Here is a 15,609-nt window from a genome sequence, read left to right as displayed (position 1 = left end):
GCGGGCCGGCCGATGCTCAGAGGAAACGGCCCCGGTGGAACAGCAGGGGCGGTTCCTCCGCGCCCTCGCCCGTCCCCAGGGCGTTCACCCGGCCCACGACGACGAGATGGTCGCCGCCCGTGTGGACGGCGTGCACCGCGCAGTCGATCCAGGCGAGGGTGCCGGCGAGGCGGGGCGCCCCCGACACCGGGGCCGCGTCATGGGCCACCCCGGCGAACTTGTCGGTGCCGCTCGCCGCGAAGGCGCGGCACAGACCGGCCTGGCCGGCGCTCAGCACGTTGACGCAGAAGGCGCCCGCGCGGGCGATGCGCGGCCAGGTCGTGGAGGTGCGGCCGACCATGAAGGCGACCAGGGGCGGATCGAGGGAGAGGGAGGAGAAGGACTGGCAGGCGAAGCCGGCGGGGCCCGCGCCGCCCTCCTCGCCCTCGACGGCCGGTGCCGTCACGACCGTCACGCCCGACGCGAAGCTCCCCAGCACCCGCCGGAACTCGCCCTGGTCCACCGGCGCGCGTTCGTCCTCGCGGACACAGCGCAGCTCCGGGCGTGGCAGCGCCTCGACCGTGTGGTCCGCCCTGAGGTAACGGACGGCCGCGGCCGCCATTCCCGCATGTCCCATCATGTGTTCCATTGAAACTGACGGCATGTCAGATAGGAAGGGTCGAGACCGCCGGGACCGTGTCAACGGCCCCGGAACCTCGGCTCCCGCCGCTCCACGAAGCTCCGCACGCCGTCCTGCGCGTCCGCCGTCGTCATGTTGATCTCCTGCGCGGCGGCCTCGGCGGCGAAGGCGGTGGCCCGGTCGCCGTCCAGGGAGGCGTTGACCAGTTGCTTGGTGAGCGACAGGGCGCGGGTGGGGCCGGCGGCCAGGCGGGCCGCCCACTCACGGGCCGTCTTGTCCAGCTCGCCGTCCGGGACCACGCGGTTGACCAGGCCGAGGCGTTCGGCGTCCGGCGCGGTGAGCGCGTCGCCGAAGAACATCAGCTCCTTGGCCCGTCGGGGCCCGATCAGCCGGGGGAGGAGATAGGCGCCGCCGCCGTCCGGGACCAGGCCCCGGCGGACGAACACCTCGATGAACCTCGCCGATTCCGCGGCCAGCACCAGATCACAGGCGAACGCGAGGTGCGCGCCCAGCCCGGCCGCCGTGCCGTTCACCGCGGCGATCACCGGCTTCTCGCAGTCGAGCACGGCGGAGACCAGGCGCTGGGCGCCGAGTCGGAGGGTCCGGCTCACATCGCCGGCCACCCGCTCGCCGCCCGTGGCGCCGCCCCGCAGATCCGCTCCCGCGCAGAAGCCGCGTCCGGTGCCGGTGAGGACCACCGCCCGGACGTCCGGGTCGGCCGAGGCCTGCGCGAGGAGGGCGATCAGGTGGTCCCGCATGTCGGGGGTGAGGGCGTTGAGGGTCTCGGGGCGGTCGAGGGTGAGGTGGGTGACCTGTCCGTCGGCCGACTGCGACGAGGTGATGCTCACCGGCACACCGCCAGGGCGTCCAGCGCCACCGCGCCCTGCCCCCAGGGCAGGACCACCAGGGGGTTGATGTCGAGCTCGGCGAGGTCGTCGCCCAGCTCCAGGGCCATCCGCTGCACCCGCAGGATCACCTCGACGAGCGCGTCCAGATCGGCCGGCGGGCGGCCCCGAACGCCGTCCAGCAGCGCTCTCCCGCGCAGTTCGGCCAGCATGTCGCGGGCCTGGTCCTCGCCGAACGGCGGCACGCGCACGGCGGCGTCCCGCAGGACCTCCACCAGGACCCCGCCGAGGCCCACCGTCACCGTCGGGCCGAACAGGTCGTCGTGGGTCACGCCGACCACCATCTCCACGCCCCGCTCGACCATCTGGCACACCAGGACGCCGTCCAGCGCGACCCCCTCGTAGCGCGCGATGTCGGTCAGCTCGCGGTAGGCGTCCCGGACCTGGCTGGCCGAGGTCAGGCCGACCTTCACCAGGCCCAGCTCGGTCTTGTGGGCGATCTGCCCGCCGGACGCCTTCATCACCACCGGGTAGCCGACCAGCCCCGCCGCCCGCACCGAAGCCGCGGCGCTGGTCACCAGCTGCTCGCGCGGTACCCGGATGCCGTATGCCCGCAGCAGCTGCTTCGCCGCGTGCTCGCTCAGCTGCTGTCCCGGCCGCATCAGCAGCTGCGCCTTGCGGAAGGACGGGGACTGGGTGCGCGGGGCCTCGTCGAAGGGCGAGTGGTAGTCGCTCACGAAACGGTGGTGTTGGAGGTGGGCGCGGACGGCCGAGACACAGTTGGCGAGGGTGCGGAAGGTCGCCACCCGGGAGGAGCCCAGCAGGACGTCGCGGTAGGCCGGTTCGGTGCCCACCGGCGAGCCCCAGACCACGCACACCAGCTTGTCCGTCCGCTCCGCCGCGTCGACCAGGTCCTGGACCAGGCGGTCGCTGAGCGGCGGGAACGGGCCGGTGATCGGGCAGATCAGGACGCCGACGGCCGGGTCGTCGAGGATCGCGTCGATGATCTTCCGGCCGCGGTGGTCGCCCACCGGATGGCCGCCGTTGTCGATCGGGTTGGCCACGTTCAGGTAGTCGGGGATCCACTGGTGCAGCTCGGCCTGTCTGGCCGCCGACAGGGTCGGCAGGGTGAGCCCCGCCGCCGTCGCCAGGTCGGCCGCGTGGGCGCCGGTGCCGCCCGAGATCGAGTAGACGACGACCCCGTCGGCCTGCGGCGGCCGGGCGCGGGCCAACAGAGCTGCGGTGTCCTGGAGTTCGTCGAGGCCGTCCACCCGGATCACGCCGTACTGGCGCATCGCCGCGTCGACCACCTCGTCCGCGCCGGTCAGCTTGCCGGTGTGGGAGGCGGCGGTGCGGGCGCCGGTCTCGGTGCGGCCGACCTTGACCGCGACGACCGGTACCCCGCGCCGGGCGGCCCGGTCGGCGGCGAGGAGGAAGGACCGGCCGTCCTTCAGGCCCTCCACGTAACAGGCGATCGCGCCGACCTCGGGGCGTTCGGCGAAGTAGGAGAGGAAGTCGGCGGTCTCCAGATCGGCCTCGTTGCCGGTCGGCGCCCAGTGGGAGAGGCGGATGCCGAGTTCCTGGAGGGCGAAGACCGGGCGGCCCTGGTGACCGGACTGGGTGATCAGCGCGATCGACGGGCCGGGGAGATCGTCGCGGAACCGCTCGAAGGCGTTGAGGTTGGTGTTGGGGCCGAGCAGGCGGATGCCCGAGCGGGCCACCGCCGCCGAGAGGCGGGCCTGCGCGGCCGCCCCCTCCTCGCCCGTCTCCGCGAACCCGGAGGCGAAGACGACGGCGAACTTCACCTTGGTCTCGGCCAGTTGCTCGATGACGGGCAGCGGGTCGGCGACCAGCAGGACGGCCAGGTCGACCTGCTCGGGCAGGTCGGCCACGGACGGCGAGCAGGGCAGGCCGAAGACGCTCGCGCGGGTGGGGTGCACGGGATGCAGCCGCGCCCCCACCCGCTCGGCCCAGCCCACCAGTTGCCGGGTGACACCGGTGTTCGGGCGTCCTTCGGCGTCCGAGGCGCCGATGACCGCGACCGACTCCGGCCGGAAGAACCGGTCCAGGTCGGGGACGTCCGCGTACAGCGGACGGCCGCTGACGTCGAGGTCGTCCGCCGCGGCGGGCCGGCCGTGGACGGCGGGCCCGGGGTGCTCGCCGCACGCGAGGACCCGGGCCCGGCGGGAGTCGGTGGTGAGGGTGCCGTGGGTTGATCCAAGCATCGGTCCGCCCGCTCCTGTGTGACTGCCATGAGTGACCGTCAAGTAACTGACGCCCTGTCAGGTTACATACCTGACGGAGCGTCAGGAATGGTCGTGCACACAGAAAGGAGCGGGCGGGCAGCGGGCGGGGGACGGACGCGGACGGCGACTACAGCGCCGCCAGCACCTCCTTCGCCACCCGCTCGCCCGACCGTACGGCTCCGTCCATGAAGCCCATCCAGTGGACGGAGGTCTCCGTTCCGGCCCAGTGGATCCCGCCGACCGGCTCGCGCAGGGCCGGGCCGTACTGCGTCAGGACACCCGGTGCGGCGATCGAGACGGGGCCGCCGCGGGTGTAGGCCTCGTTGTTCCAGCGTTGCAGGACGAAGGAGGAAGGGGAGGCGGCTTTCTCGCCGAAGTACGTCACGTAGTCCTTCAGTACGGCCGCCCTGACCTCCGCCTCGCTCGCCGCGTCCAGCTTGCGGGCCTCGTCGGCCTCGATGAAGCCCATCAGCGCGCCGTACGAGGCGTCGGGCGGGGAGTTGTCGAAGGTGGAGCTGATCACTCCGGTGTCGCTGACGACCTGGCCGTTGAGCCCGTCGGCCCGCCAGAAGGGGGTGTCGTAGATCGCGATCGCCTTGCCGACCGAGGCCATCGGCAGGCGCTGGGTGAGCTGGTCGCGGGCGGCGGGCAGCAGCGGGTCGTACCGGATGCGGGCGGCGAGCGGCGGGGGCACGGCGACGACGACCCGCTTGGCGGTGACGGTGATGCCGTCGGCGGTGACGACGTACTTGCCGCCGGACCGGGCGATCGTGCGCACCGGGGCGTTCGGCACCACCCGGTCGCCGAGGGTGGCGGCGAGTTTGATCGGCACCAGCTGGGAGCCGCCGACGAAGCGCTGTTCCTGGGCGCCGTTCGCGGTCTCGGTGAGGCGTTCCAGGGTGCCGGGGGTCGAGTCGTTGCCGGCGGCCGCGATGTAGAAGAGGACGAAGAGGAGCGAGAGTTCGCGGGGCTCGGCCGAGAAGATCGAGGTGCAGGCCACGTCGAGGAGGAACTTCGCCGACGGGACCACCGCGTTGGCGTTCAGCCAGCTCTCGAAGGTCTGCTTGTCCCACTCGGCGGCCTTGGCGGCGGTCCAGGGCGCGTCGACCGGCACCTGCTTGGCCATGTCGTCCAGCGAGGCCTGCACGATCGCGGCGTTGGCGAGCCCGGCCACGTCGATCGGCGGGACCGAGCCGAGGAGGCCGTCGGTGGCGTACGGCGTCTTCTTGCCGTCCTTGTAGAGGAGGTTCTTGCCGGTGTTGTAGGTGGCGAAGGTGGCCACGCCCAGGGAGTCGGCGAGCGCCTTGATGCGGTCCTGGGTGGGGCCGATGAACTCGCCGCCGCCCTCGGTGACTCCCCCGTTGGCCAGGGGCAGGTTGACGACCCGGCCGCCCACGCGGTCGCGGGCCTCCAGGACGGCGACCGTCCGGCCGGCGGCCACGAGGTCGCGCGCCGCGGTGAGGCCGGCGAGGCCGCCGCCGACGATCGCGACGTCCACGTCCCGGGTGGTGGCCGCGGCGGCCGTACCGGCGGCGGCCGCGGTCACGGCGGTGGCGCCGGCGGCCACGGCGGCGGTGCGGCCGAGCAGGGAACGGCGGGACATGCCGCCGTCACCGGAACGGCGGGAATGCTGTCTTTCACTTGCCACGTGCGTCCTCCGTCGAGCTTCGAGAGCGAGCGGGGGTGGAACCAGAAAGATGAACAGTGCTCACATTCTGGCTCCGTGGGAGGGCACGGGACAACGCTCTCGTCGCATCTGACACAGGTGTAACGGGCAGCGAGATGGAGGGAGTTGGCCGCGGGAGCGGAAGGCCGCGGCCTGCCGGGACGGGCTACCGGGGGCGCCGGGACGGGCTTCCGGAGGTGGCGTGGCGGGTTACCGGACGGGGCGGGACGGCTTACCGGAGGTGGTGGGACGGGCTGCCGGAGGTGGGGAGGGTCACCGGAGGTGGCGGCGTACGGCCTTCGCGATCTTCGCCGCGTCGATCGCCAGCTCGCGGAGCGTGCCGCTGATGGGGGTGGTGAAGCCGGTGAAGTACAGGCCGGGAGTGTCCTTGGGGGAGCGGGCGCCGTGGCCGACGGGTCTGCCGCGGTCGTCGAGCACGCCGAGGTGGCCGACCAGGCCCTCCAGGGCGCGGACGTACCCGGTGGCGGCGACCACGGCGTCCGCGGTGATCCGGGTGCCGTCGGCGAGGACGATCTCGCCGCCCTCCTCGAATCCGGCCACGGCGGCCACGACCTCCACCCTGCCCTTGCGCACGGCGTCGATCAGGCCGACGTCCTGCACCGGGATGGCGCCCTCTCTGACGCGCGAGTACAGGCCGCTGTCGGGGCGGGGCAGACCGTGCGCCGACAGGTCCGGCACGCTGAGCCTCGCCATCGGCCGCGCGAGCCGGTCCACCAGGCGGACCGGCAGCCGCCGTACGAGCACGGCCGTGTACTGCGCGGCCCAGCCGGCCGTCGAACGGCGCACGATGTGCGGGGCGGTGCGCACGGACAGCCGCACCCGGGCCGCACCGCTCTCCACCAGGTCGACGGCGATCTCGGCGCCGGTGTTGCCGACGCCGACGACGAGGACGTCCCGGTCGGCGTACTCCTTGCCGCTGCGGTAGTCGGCTGCGTGCGCCAGCTCGCCCGTGAACTCCTCGCGGCCGGGCCAGTCCGGCAGAAGCGGGGTGTGGTTGTAGCCGGTGGCGACGACCACCGCCGAGCCGACGAGCTCGCGCCCGCCGGTGGCACGCAGCAGCCAGCCGGTGCCGTCCGGGGTGCGCTCGACGCGGGAGACCTCGACGCCGGTGACGATCTCCAGCTCGTGGACCTCGGCGTACTTCTCCAGGTAACGCACCATGTCGTCGCGCGCCACCCACCGCCCGAACCGGCGCGGCATCGCGAGCCCGGGCAGGGCCGACAGGCGCCGGGTGGTGTGCAGATGCAGCCGGTCGTAATGGCGCCGCCAGGACGCGCCGACCCCGTCGGACTTCTCCACGACGACGGCCCGTATGCCCTGGGCACGCAGCGCGTACGCGGTGGCGAGGCCGCCGGGACCGCCGCCGATGACGTAGACGGGGCGGTCGGCCGGGTTCGCGGTGGTGATCGCCTGAGGGGTCGGGCGCGGTGCGGAGTCTTCCATGAGCGCGAGCGTAATCACGCGCGCGGTTGATGGGTCTCGGTCAAGACCGGAATTGGTTGCGGATCGATCACGCGTGGGGGAAGTGCGGGTAGGACCGGTGACGTAGACCACTCGGTTGTGCGCGGCAGGGCGGATCGGTGGGGAAACCGGTGGGGAAGCGGCGGGGAAAAGGAGCGACGCCTGGCCCAGGTGCGCTCGGGCCAGGCGTCGCGTGCGGCGGCGTCGGTGACTTATGACGGGAAACAGACGCCGGTGCGGGCGGGGGCGTTCGTGACCATGACGGGAAACGCGCGCCTCCGCGTTCAGGATGCCTCCCGGACGGACCGGGAGGCATGCGGAACCACTACTTCTTGACCTGGCTGCCGGACTTCGCCCTGTGGCCCGTCACCTTGGCGATCCACGCGATGAAGTCGCCCGGGTCGGTGTTGGCGCCGTGGCCCTGGTCCCAGTAGTAGAGGTGGTCGACGTCGTCGCCGAGGCCGTGCGCGGCGGCGGCGATGTTGGCGGAGACCGTCAGCGAGGTGTCGGAGTCCTTGGTGCCCAGACGGATCCACCAGTGCTTGCTGCGGCCCGCGTTGGGCTTGTCGGTCAGGAAGTACATCGGGTTCATCAGCCGCAGCATCTCGGGGATGTCATTGTCGAGGCGCTTGGCGGTGAGCCCGGTGGTGTCGTTCTTCAGGCTGTAGGCCGTGAAGTGGCGGGAGATGACCGTGCCCTTGCCGAACTCGTTGTTCTCGCCCGCCGACAGGTCGAAGGCGTCGAAGGCCGGGACGGTCTTCTTGCGGGCGCCGACGTGGGTGAGGAAGTCCGCCCAGGAGAAGCCGGCCCTGCCGTTCTTCCAGGTGATGAAGGTGTTGGCGGCGAGGTAGGTCTCGCGGGCGGTGTCGGACAGGGCCGCGAGGTAGGTGGTGGCCGACGGCTCCAGGTACTGCTTGACCAGGTACTCGTCGTAGTTGCGGGCGTTCAGCGTGCCGAAGCCGTTCAGGCCCTTGAGCTTCAGTCCGGCCTGGTACTCGGCGAACTGCGACCGGAGCGTCTTCGACACCGTCTGGTCGACCTGCTTGCCCGTGCTGAGGGCGTTGCCGCCCCAGTTCCACTCGTAGGAGCCGTCGGCGTGCTCCAGGTCGGTGATGGGGCACCAGGCGCCGGTCGCGAAGATCGCGTCGGAGGCGTCGGCCGCGCCGAGCTCCTCGAGGTACCTGTCGTAGAGCGGGCTGTCGCCGGACGCGCCGAGCAGCGAGGAGAGCGCGCCGCCCGCGCTGGTGCCGGCGGACACGATCCGGTCGGTGTCGCCGGGGATGACGCCCTTGTTGGCCCGCACGTACCGCACGGCGGCCTTGAGGTCGACGATCGCGGCGGGAGCCACGCCGTAGTACTCGCCGGCGGAGTTCTTGAGCGTACGGCCGCGGGCGCCGGGCTCGACGACGACGTAGCCGGCGGCCAGGGCCAGCAGCTGGTTGGAGGACAGGGCCCCGCCGGTGGCGTTGGTGTTGCCGTTGGCACCGGGCGCCGAGGCCGAAGCGGAGGCCGAGGGGGCTCCGCTGGGCGCTCCGCCGCCCGTTCCGCCGCCCATTCCGCCGGCGCCGATCCCGGTGGCGTCGGCCACGGAGGACGGCATGTAGCCGCCGACGGAGTTCGCGAACAGGATCGGCGCGTTGCTCGCGTCGACGGCCGTGCCGTCGATCTCGACCGGCACGCTCACGTTCAGCGACTGGTAGGTGGCGTCCACCGGCTTGGCGACGTAGGTGATCGCCTTCCAGAAGTGGTACGTCACGGCGTGCTCGTCGCCGGCGGTGTCCGTGACGGTCGTCGTGAGCTCGGTGTAGGCGTCCGGGTCGAAGGTCAGGGAGCCGGCGCCCGAGGACGAGGACGGCGACGTGCCGCCGGACGCCTGCGCGCTCAGGGCGATGCCGCCCACTGCCGCGACACCCGCGGTGGCGCCGAGCCCCAAGACGACCGACCTGCGCTTGACTGCCCTGTGCTTCACGATGCTGCCTCTCGATGAACCGGGTGGTGAATGCGTGCTCTCCGGGGTTGCGTTGGTGAACGTAATTCGGAGCCAACAAAATCGTCAACAATCTGCGGGATATTCACGGGCGACGCACAGTTTCATGGCGAGCGCACAGGGATCTCTCATGCGGGATACATGCGGCAGGGCGCGGGAAATGCCGCGGGGAGCGCTATGGGCGCGTCGCGGGAAAGGCGCGGTCTTCCCGGATCCGAGCGTCTGACGTACCGTCAGATCCATGGAGATGGGCAACCGTTTCGACGTCCCGGAGGCCGACGGCTTCACCCGCGCGTACTGGGACGCGGCCGCCGGGGGCCGGCTGCTGATCCGGCGCTGCGGGGCCTGCGCACGGGCCCACCACTACCCCCGCGAGTTCTGCCCGTACTGCTGGAGCGAGGACGTGACCTGGGAGGACGCGAGCGGCCGGGCCACCCTCTACACCTGGTCCGTCGTCCACCGCAACGACCTGCCGCCCTTCGGGGGGCGCACGCCGTACGTCGCGGCGGTGGTCGACCTGGCCGAGGGGCCGCGGATGTCCACGGAGATCGTGGGGGAGGCGGCCGGGGAGTCGGCGGCGGGGCTGCGGGCGGGGCTGGAGCTGGCGGTCGCGTTCCGGGACGGGGTGCCGGTGTTCCGGCCCGCGCCGTGAAAGACCGGCGGTGTTCAATGGCCGGATGACCGACATACGCGAGCCGTACCCGGCCCCCCTCGCCTCCGGTCTCCACGGCCACGGCCTGACCCTGCGGTCCTGGGACCCGGAGTCCGCCACCGACGTGGACGCCTGGCTGCGCGGGCACGTCGACCCGGAGTTCGTGCGCTGGAACACCCCGCTGCGGACGATCACCGACGCCGCCGGCGCCCGGGCGTCCCTGGAGGGCAGGAGCGCGGACGCGGCCGCCGGACGCGCCATGACGTTCTGTGTCACGGACGCGGCCGACGGCACGGTCCTCGGGCAGGTCGGAGTCAACATGATCGACCACGTGCTGAGCTTCGCCAGAGTCGGCTACTGGATCCTGCCGGAGGCACGGGGCCGGCACGTCGCCACCCGCTCCCTGCTGCTCGCGGCCCGGTGGGCGTTCACCGAGATCGGTCTGCACCGGCTGGAGCTGGGCCACGCGCTCGGTCACGACGCCTCCTGCCGGATCGCCGAACGCTGCGGCTTCCGCTGCGAGGGGACCCTGCGCGGCGCGATGTGGGAGTCGGGCCGCCGGGACGCCTTCCGGGACGTCCACCTGCACGGCCGCCTGACGACGGACCCGGAGCCCGTGTGGCCGTGAGACAGGACCACTGACAGGCCGTGGGCGGGGCGTGCCGCCTCCTCTTTCGGGTGAGTGAGGGAGCGGGGCGTGGCAGAGGTGAGACTTTCGAAGTAATTTCGAAGTCATGCCGACTGAGAACGCCGCCGTGAATTTCTCCGAGCTGGTGAACAAGAACAAACAGACTCTGGCCAGGCTCGAGGAATCGCCCCGACTGCTGCTGCACCGCCGGGACGGGGAGGATCTGGTGCTGACCACCGCCACCCGGGCCGAGCAGGACCGGACAGTGGTATCGGCCGCCACGCGGATGCTGGCCGCGTTGGCACGCCGAGAGCCTCACAGCATGGAACTACTGCTGGGCATACTGCCCGACGCCTTCCCCTGGACCCACTTCCTGCCCGAGGCCGACGTACACGCCTTCGCCGTCGAACTGGTCGACACCATGCGGGCCGCGGACTCCGTCGGCAACAGCGCGTCCGTCGCCCAGCTGCTCATCGCATGGCAGCACACGGCCGAGGTGCACTCCGATCCGGAACTGCTGGCCGCGCTGACCAGAGAACACGCCGAGGACTACGGTCCGGCCTCGGATCCCCGGGAAGCCGGGTGAGCGCGGGCCGCGGAGACCGTGCCACGCCACCGGCACCGGAGGGCCAATGGGAGGTTCGCTTCGCGGACGCGGCCTCGGCGAAAGGCTGGGAGAACCTGGCTCAGCAGGCGCGGGAGAACACCTGCCGCGCCTGGACCGTCATGCGTACGGATCCGGCACCGGCAGCCGAGACGTCTCGGCACCACCGTCTCAAGGGCAGCCTGGCACACGGCACGCACCGGGGCGGACCTGCCAGCAGTGGCAGATCGAGGTGACCGGCGGCGGGCGGGTCTGGTATCTCCTCGACACGTCCCGTGCCACCTGTTGGATCACCTTCGCCGGGACAGGGCACCCTCGTGCCACGGACCGTCCCTGAGGGGTGTCCTCACGGCCACAACTGCTCCCTGGACCAGGACTCTCCCGTCCGGCGGTACCGCAGCCGGGCGTGACGGCGGGTGCTGTCGCCCTGGAAGAACTCGACCTCGTCCGGGCGCAGTCGGTACAGGGTCCAGGTCGGGGACGTGGCCGTCGGGTTCGCGCGGGCGTGTTCCCAGGCCGCCTGCGACGCGCTCGTCAGTTCCTCCGTCGAGGCCAGGACCTCGCTCTGCCGTCCGGTCAGGGCGGCGGCCAGGGCGCCTGTCGAGCGGGCGTGCAGATCGGCCTGGGCCTCCTCGGAAGGGGCGGAGGTGACCGGGCCGCGTACCCGGATCTGGCGGCCCAGCACCGGCCAGTAGAAGGTGAGGGCCGCGTACGGGCGGGCGGCGAGCTGACGGCCCTTCCGGCTGGTGGCGTGGGTCGCGAAGGCCCAGCCGTCCGCGTCGGCGCCGTGCAGCATCACGATGCGGGCGTCCGGAAGGCCGTCCTCGCCGACGGTGGAGAGGGTCGTCGTGTGCGGCTCCCGCTCGCCCGCCGCCACCGCCTCGGCGAACCAGTCCGTGAAGAGGGACAGCGGCTCAGCGGGGGCTTCCTCCGGGGCGAACGGCGGCAGCGCGGTCACCTCGGGGTCCCACACCCGCAGCGACCTCAGCAGCTCGTGCAGATCCTTGGCCATACCGTGAGGGTAAGCGGTCAGTGCCGGGCGAACTGGACCCGCGTCGACTGCACCACGTTCGCCCGGACGGCGATCCCCTCGACCGTCAGCTGCTCCCCGTAGATGTCGGTGAGCCGGAGCGCGCCACCGCAGCCGGAACCCTGCTCGGAGAGGAAGTAGTTGTAGTCGGTGCGTGCCAGACGGGTCCAGCCGGCGCTCGTGCGGACCTCCAGCCGGGCCAGCGGATTGCGGTGGCCGATCGCCTGGATGCCGCACCAGTACTGGGTGGAACCGGTCTTGTAGCGGATCGAGATCGTGTCGGACGTGGCGGGGCTCAGCAGGCTCCACGTGATAGCGATCCGGCCCGCCGAGAGGGGGGCCAGCTTGGCGAAGGCCTGCCGGCTGAGGTCGAGTTGACCGGCCTCGCAGGGCGCCGGGCACTCGTTGGTGATCCGGACCGTGATCGACGCTCCGCTCCCGGCCCGGACGAGGACGTACGCGCCGCACGCCTTGGACGTCTCGTAGTCGGCGGTGTTCATCGCCGCGGTCATGACGTCGGAGGTCGGGCCGTAGGAGCAGGCGCCGTCGCCGTTCCCGACGTCGTAGGAGGTGGCGATGCCCCGGTAGGCGGTCCCGGGCGCTATCCGCCCCGCCGACGGGGCCGCGCCGGACGCGGTCCGCGCGGCGGGCGCGGCCGAGCGCCCGCCCGACGAGCCGGACGCGCCGGCCGGGGTGGCCGCGGGCGTGGACGCCCGGCCGGCCGTCGCGCTCGGGGACGCGCTGGACGGCTTCGGCTTCGGCGACGGCGACCCGGTGGTCCCGGTCGCCGTCGGCGCACCGCTCACCCCGGCCCCGGCGGCGGGCTCCACCGTGCGGGCCCCGGCGTCGGCCCCGGTCTCGGACCCGCCGTCGGGACGGAAGGCCACGACCAGGGACACGACGAGCGCGACGGCCGCCACGGCGACCACCGTGACGACGGGAACGCGGCGCGTGCGCCTCTCGGGGCGGGGTCGGCGGTGTGAGGAGGATGCCACGGATGAATCCTTACGCGGTTCGGCGAAGCACGTCCTGGAAAGCTTTCGACTCGTCGTTGCCGCCGGCGGCGAAAAGGTTGCCGCGTCCGGCGGAAAGGTTGCCGCGTCCGGCGGAAAGCCCGGCCGCGCCTGAGTACGCGTACTCAGTGGCGCTGGGTCGCTCGGCCCTGACGTGGCCGGTCCGCGCTCCCGACGATGGGTGTCCCCGCGTCGAGAGAGGTGCTCATGGGCCGTGACCTTCAGCTGCGTACCGCCACATCGGAGGATCTGGAGTGGATCCACGCGTTGCGTCACCGGGTGTACGCGCAGGAGTTGGGCCAGCACGCGCCGGATCCCGCCGGGCGGCTCCGTGACGGGCTGGACGGCGACAACGTCTACCTGGTCGCGGCACGGGGAGCGGTCCGGATCGGCTTCGTCAGCCTGACCCCGCCCTGGCTGGGGCGGTACGCGCTGGACAAGTACCTGACCCGGGACGAGCTGCCGCTGCTGAACGACGGCGACCCGTTCGAGGTGCGCATCCTCACCGTCGAGCCCCGCTGGCGGGCGACCGCGGCGGCACCGCTGCTGATGTACGCGGCGCTGCGCTGGATCGCCTCCAGGGGCGGCCGCCGGGTGGTGGCGATGGGCCGCGCCGACCTGCTCGACATGTACCTGGCCGCCGGGCTGCGCCCGGTCGGCCGCACCGTCCACAGCGGCGCGGTCACGTTCGAGGTGCTGACCGGCGGCGTGACCGAGCTGACGAAGGGCGCGACGGACCGCTACCGCGCCCTGCTGCGGCGCTTCGAGTCCACGGTGGACTGGCGGCTGGACATGCCGTTCGCCCCCCGGCCGGACGGCTGCGAACACGGCGGCGCCTCCTTCACCGCCATCGGCGCGGACTTCCGCAGCCTGCACCGGCGCCATCGGATCGTCGCGGCCGACGTGCTGGACGCCTGGTTCCCGCCCGCCCCCGGGGTGCGGGCGGCGCTCACGGAGGATCCGGCCTGGGCCGCCCGGACCTCGCCGCCGACCGGCGCCGAGGGACTGCTGGCGGAGATCGCCACGGCCCGCGCGCTGCCGGTGGAGACCCTCGCGGTCGGCGCCGGTTCGTCCGACCTGATCTTCCGGGCGTTCGGCCGCCTGCTGACCCCGGACAGCAGGGTGCTCCTCATGGACCCGGGCTACGGCGAGTACGCCCATGTCACGGAGCGGGTGATCGGCTGCCGGGTGGACCGGTTCCGGCTGCGCCGCGAGGACGGCTGGCGGATCGACCCCGACCGGCTGTCCGCCGCCGTCGGATCCGGCCGTTACGACCTCGTGGTGGTGGTCAACCCGAACAACCCGACCGGACGTCACGCGCCGGCCGTCGAACTGCGCGCGCTGATCGCCGCCGCGCCGGCCCGGACCCGCTGGTGGATCGACGAGGCCTACCTGGGCTATGTCGACCCCGCCGAGTCGCTCGCCGGCCTGGCCGCGACGGACCCCCGGGTGGTGGTCTGCACCTCGCTGTCCAAGATGTACGCGCTCTCCGGGATGCGGGCCGCGTACCTGGTGGCCGAACCGGACACCGCCGCGCTGCTGCGCCGGTGGACCCCGCCCTGGCCGGTCAGCCTCCCGGCGCAGCTCGCCGCGGTGGCGGCCCTGCGCGACCCGGAGTACTACACCGACTGCCGGCTGCGCACCCACGCGCTGCGCCGGCGGCTCGCCGCCGACCTGGCCGGGCTGGACGAGTCCGTCGTCGTCGAGGAAGGCGTCGCGAACTTCCTCAACCTGACCCTGCCGTCCGGCGGGCCGAGTGCCGCCCGCCTGGTGGACGAGTGCCGCCGCCACGACGTGTACCTGCGCGACCTGTCGCCGTTGTCGTCGCGCTATCAGGGACACACGGTGCGGGTCGCGGTCAGGGACACCGCCGAGAACGCCCGCATCGTGGCCGCCTGCCGGACCTCCCTGAACGCGCTGCGCCCGGCCCCCGCCCCGCACGTCACGACACCCACGGGCACTTCCACCGCGGCTGGATCCGCCGTCGGGTCGGTTGTCGGGTCGGCTGTGGGATCGGGCGCCGGATCCGCCCGGTGATCACGGTGGCCTCGCTGGTGCCCTACCTCGGTGGGGCGCTGGCGCTGGGGGGTGTCGCGGTGGTGGCGTCCCGGCGAAGGGAGCTGCTGATCCGGTGGTGTGCCTGGGCGGTCGGCGTGCCCCTGGTGACCGCCGCGTTCTGGTGGGGCCGGCCGGGCGCCGCCCTCGTCGCCCTCGCGGCCGGGCTGATCGCGGTGTTCGAGTACGGCGGGCTGCTGCGGCTGGGCCGGCCGGACCGGGTGGTGCTGGCCGCGGCGGTGGCGGGCGTGGTGCTGGCGGCCTGGCTGGCGCCCGGACAGGTGCTCCGGGTGGTGGCGATCGGGGCGCTCGCGGTGGCCGCGGTACCGCTGCTGGCCGGGGACGCCGACCGCGGCCTGCACCGGGTCGGCGCCGGACTGCTCGGGCTGGCCTGGCTGAGTGTGCCGGCCGCGCTGGTGCCGCTCGGGGCGAGTGGGCTCGCGCTGTTCGTGGCGGTGTCGGTCGCCGACATCGTGGCGTACTTCGCCGGTCGGCGGCTGGGCGGGCCGCGGCTGTCGCCGCTGTCACCGGCCAAGCGGTGGAGCGGGACCCTGGCGGGGTCCACGGCCGGGCTCGGGGTGCTGGCCGTGCTGTCCGTGCTGAGCTGGCCGACGGCGGTCGCCGTCGCGGTCGGCGGGCCGGCCGGGGACCTTCTCGAATCCATGGTGAAGAGGGGCGCGGGGACGAAGGACGCAGGCCGTTGGCTGCCCGGCTCCGGCGGCCTGCTGGACCGGATCGACTCCCTGCTCGTCGCACTGGCGGTGCTGCTGGTCCTGAGCTGA

The 15,609-nt window shown here is 73.0% G+C and carries 13 protein-coding genes; 5 read left to right on the top strand and 8 right to left on the bottom strand.

The features are described from left to right. Positions 1-16 precede the first annotated feature (16 nt). The 6 genes from ACFVYS_RS08735 to ACFVYS_RS08710 form a co-directional block, all read right to left on the bottom strand. On the bottom strand, positions 17-616 hold the full coding sequence (locus ACFVYS_RS08735; RefSeq protein WP_389500334.1) for a flavin reductase family protein: 600 nt from the start codon (positions 614-616) through the stop codon (positions 17-19). A 62-nt stretch (positions 617-678) separates the two neighbouring features. Continuing rightward, positions 679-1,473, bottom strand: coding sequence for an enoyl-CoA hydratase/isomerase family protein (locus tag ACFVYS_RS08730; RefSeq protein ID WP_389500119.1), 795 nt, complete (start codon positions 1,471-1,473; stop codon positions 679-681). Next, positions 1,464-3,689 carry an acetate--CoA ligase family protein gene (locus ACFVYS_RS08725; RefSeq protein ID WP_389500117.1) on the bottom strand — a complete coding sequence of 742 codons (2,226 nt, stop codon included), beginning with the start codon at positions 3,687-3,689 and terminating at the stop codon, positions 1,464-1,466. Before ACFVYS_RS08725 ends, ACFVYS_RS08730 begins: the two co-directional genes overlap by 10 nt. Positions 3,690-3,837: 148 nt before the next feature. Then, on the bottom strand, positions 3,838-5,313 hold the full coding sequence (locus ACFVYS_RS08720) for a flavin monoamine oxidase family protein (protein ID WP_389500116.1): 1,476 nt from the start codon (positions 5,311-5,313) through the stop codon (positions 3,838-3,840). A 336-nt stretch (positions 5,314-5,649) separates the two neighbouring features. Further along, a complete protein-coding gene (locus ACFVYS_RS08715) occupies positions 5,650-6,840 on the bottom strand; it encodes a flavin-containing monooxygenase (protein ID WP_389500114.1) in 1,191 nt (396 codons plus the stop codon). Between the two features lie 343 nt (positions 6,841-7,183). Next, entirely contained in the window at positions 7,184-8,827 is a 1,644-nt protein-coding gene (locus tag ACFVYS_RS08710; protein ID WP_389500112.1) for a subtype B tannase, read from the bottom strand. 265 nt (positions 8,828-9,092) lie between these two features. Between ACFVYS_RS08710 and ACFVYS_RS08705 the strand changes: the two genes are divergently transcribed. The 3 genes from ACFVYS_RS08705 to ACFVYS_RS08695 all read left to right on the top strand — a co-directional run bounded on the left by ACFVYS_RS08705 (position 9,093) and on the right by ACFVYS_RS08695 (position 10,711). Beyond that, complete coding sequence (locus ACFVYS_RS08705) at positions 9,093-9,497, top strand: Zn-ribbon domain-containing OB-fold protein (RefSeq protein WP_389500332.1); 405 nt, start codon at positions 9,093-9,095, stop codon at positions 9,495-9,497. A 25-nt stretch (positions 9,498-9,522) separates the two neighbouring features. Then, positions 9,523-10,125 carry a GNAT family N-acetyltransferase gene (locus ACFVYS_RS08700; RefSeq protein ID WP_389500110.1) on the top strand — a complete coding sequence of 201 codons (603 nt, stop codon included), beginning with the start codon at positions 9,523-9,525 and terminating at the stop codon, positions 10,123-10,125. A gap of 106 nt (positions 10,126-10,231) precedes the next feature. Continuing rightward, positions 10,232-10,711 carry a hypothetical protein gene (locus tag ACFVYS_RS08695; RefSeq protein ID WP_389500108.1) on the top strand — a complete coding sequence of 160 codons (480 nt, stop codon included), beginning with the start codon at positions 10,232-10,234 and terminating at the stop codon, positions 10,709-10,711. 364 nt (positions 10,712-11,075) lie between these two features. On the opposite strand, the gene ACFVYS_RS08690 is transcribed toward ACFVYS_RS08695, so the two are convergent. Next, the gene (locus ACFVYS_RS08690; protein WP_389500106.1) at positions 11,076-11,741 is read right to left on the bottom strand and encodes a pyridoxal 5'-phosphate synthase; all 666 of its coding nucleotides are present in this window, start codon (positions 11,739-11,741) and stop codon (positions 11,076-11,078) included. 17 nt (positions 11,742-11,758) lie between these two features. Then, positions 11,759-12,754, bottom strand: coding sequence for an expansin EXLX1 family cellulose-binding protein (locus ACFVYS_RS08685; protein WP_389500104.1), 996 nt, complete (start codon positions 12,752-12,754; stop codon positions 11,759-11,761). Positions 12,755-12,979: 225 nt separating this feature from the next. Between ACFVYS_RS08685 and ACFVYS_RS08680 the strand changes: the two genes are divergently transcribed. Together ACFVYS_RS08680 and ACFVYS_RS08675 are read left to right on the top strand one after the other, a co-directional pair. Further along, on the top strand, positions 12,980-14,809 hold the full coding sequence (locus tag ACFVYS_RS08680) for an aminotransferase class I/II-fold pyridoxal phosphate-dependent enzyme (RefSeq protein ID WP_389500102.1): 1,830 nt from the start codon (positions 12,980-12,982) through the stop codon (positions 14,807-14,809). Continuing rightward, positions 14,806-15,609, top strand: coding sequence for a phosphatidate cytidylyltransferase (locus ACFVYS_RS08675; RefSeq protein ID WP_389500100.1), 804 nt, complete (start codon positions 14,806-14,808; stop codon positions 15,607-15,609). Before ACFVYS_RS08680 ends, ACFVYS_RS08675 begins: the two co-directional genes overlap by 4 nt.

It is taken from the genome of Streptomyces sp. NPDC058295, from assembly GCF_042880655.1.
Classification (GTDB): Bacteria; Actinomycetota; Actinomycetes; order Streptomycetales; family Streptomycetaceae; genus Streptomyces; species Streptomyces coriariae.
The sequence above is the reverse complement of the archived record's forward strand: the minus strand, read 5'-3'. Positions and strand labels throughout refer to the sequence as shown.

Bases quoted from the DNA above. Each gene is read 5' to 3' on its own strand.
- ACFVYS_RS08735 (WP_389500334.1), bottom strand. From the start codon at position 616: ATGGGACATGCGGGAATGGCGGCCGCGGCCGTCCGTTACCTCAGGGCG.
- ACFVYS_RS08725 (WP_389500117.1), bottom strand. From the start codon at position 3,689: ATGCTTGGATCAACCCACGGCACCCTCACCACCGACTCCCGCCGGGCC.
- ACFVYS_RS08720 (WP_389500116.1), bottom strand. From the start codon at position 5,313: ATGTCCCGCCGTTCCCTGCTCGGCCGCACCGCCGCCGTGGCCGCCGGC.
- ACFVYS_RS08715 (WP_389500114.1), bottom strand. From the start codon at position 6,840: ATGGAAGACTCCGCACCGCGCCCGACCCCTCAGGCGATCACCACCGCG.
- ACFVYS_RS08705 (WP_389500332.1), top strand. From the start codon at position 9,093: ATGGGCAACCGTTTCGACGTCCCGGAGGCCGACGGCTTCACCCGCGCG.
- ACFVYS_RS08700 (WP_389500110.1), top strand. From the start codon at position 9,523: ATGACCGACATACGCGAGCCGTACCCGGCCCCCCTCGCCTCCGGTCTC.
- ACFVYS_RS08695 (WP_389500108.1), top strand. From the start codon at position 10,232: ATGCCGACTGAGAACGCCGCCGTGAATTTCTCCGAGCTGGTGAACAAG.
- ACFVYS_RS08690 (WP_389500106.1), bottom strand. From the start codon at position 11,741: ATGGCCAAGGATCTGCACGAGCTGCTGAGGTCGCTGCGGGTGTGGGAC.
- ACFVYS_RS08680 (WP_389500102.1), top strand. From the start codon at position 12,980: ATGGGCCGTGACCTTCAGCTGCGTACCGCCACATCGGAGGATCTGGAG.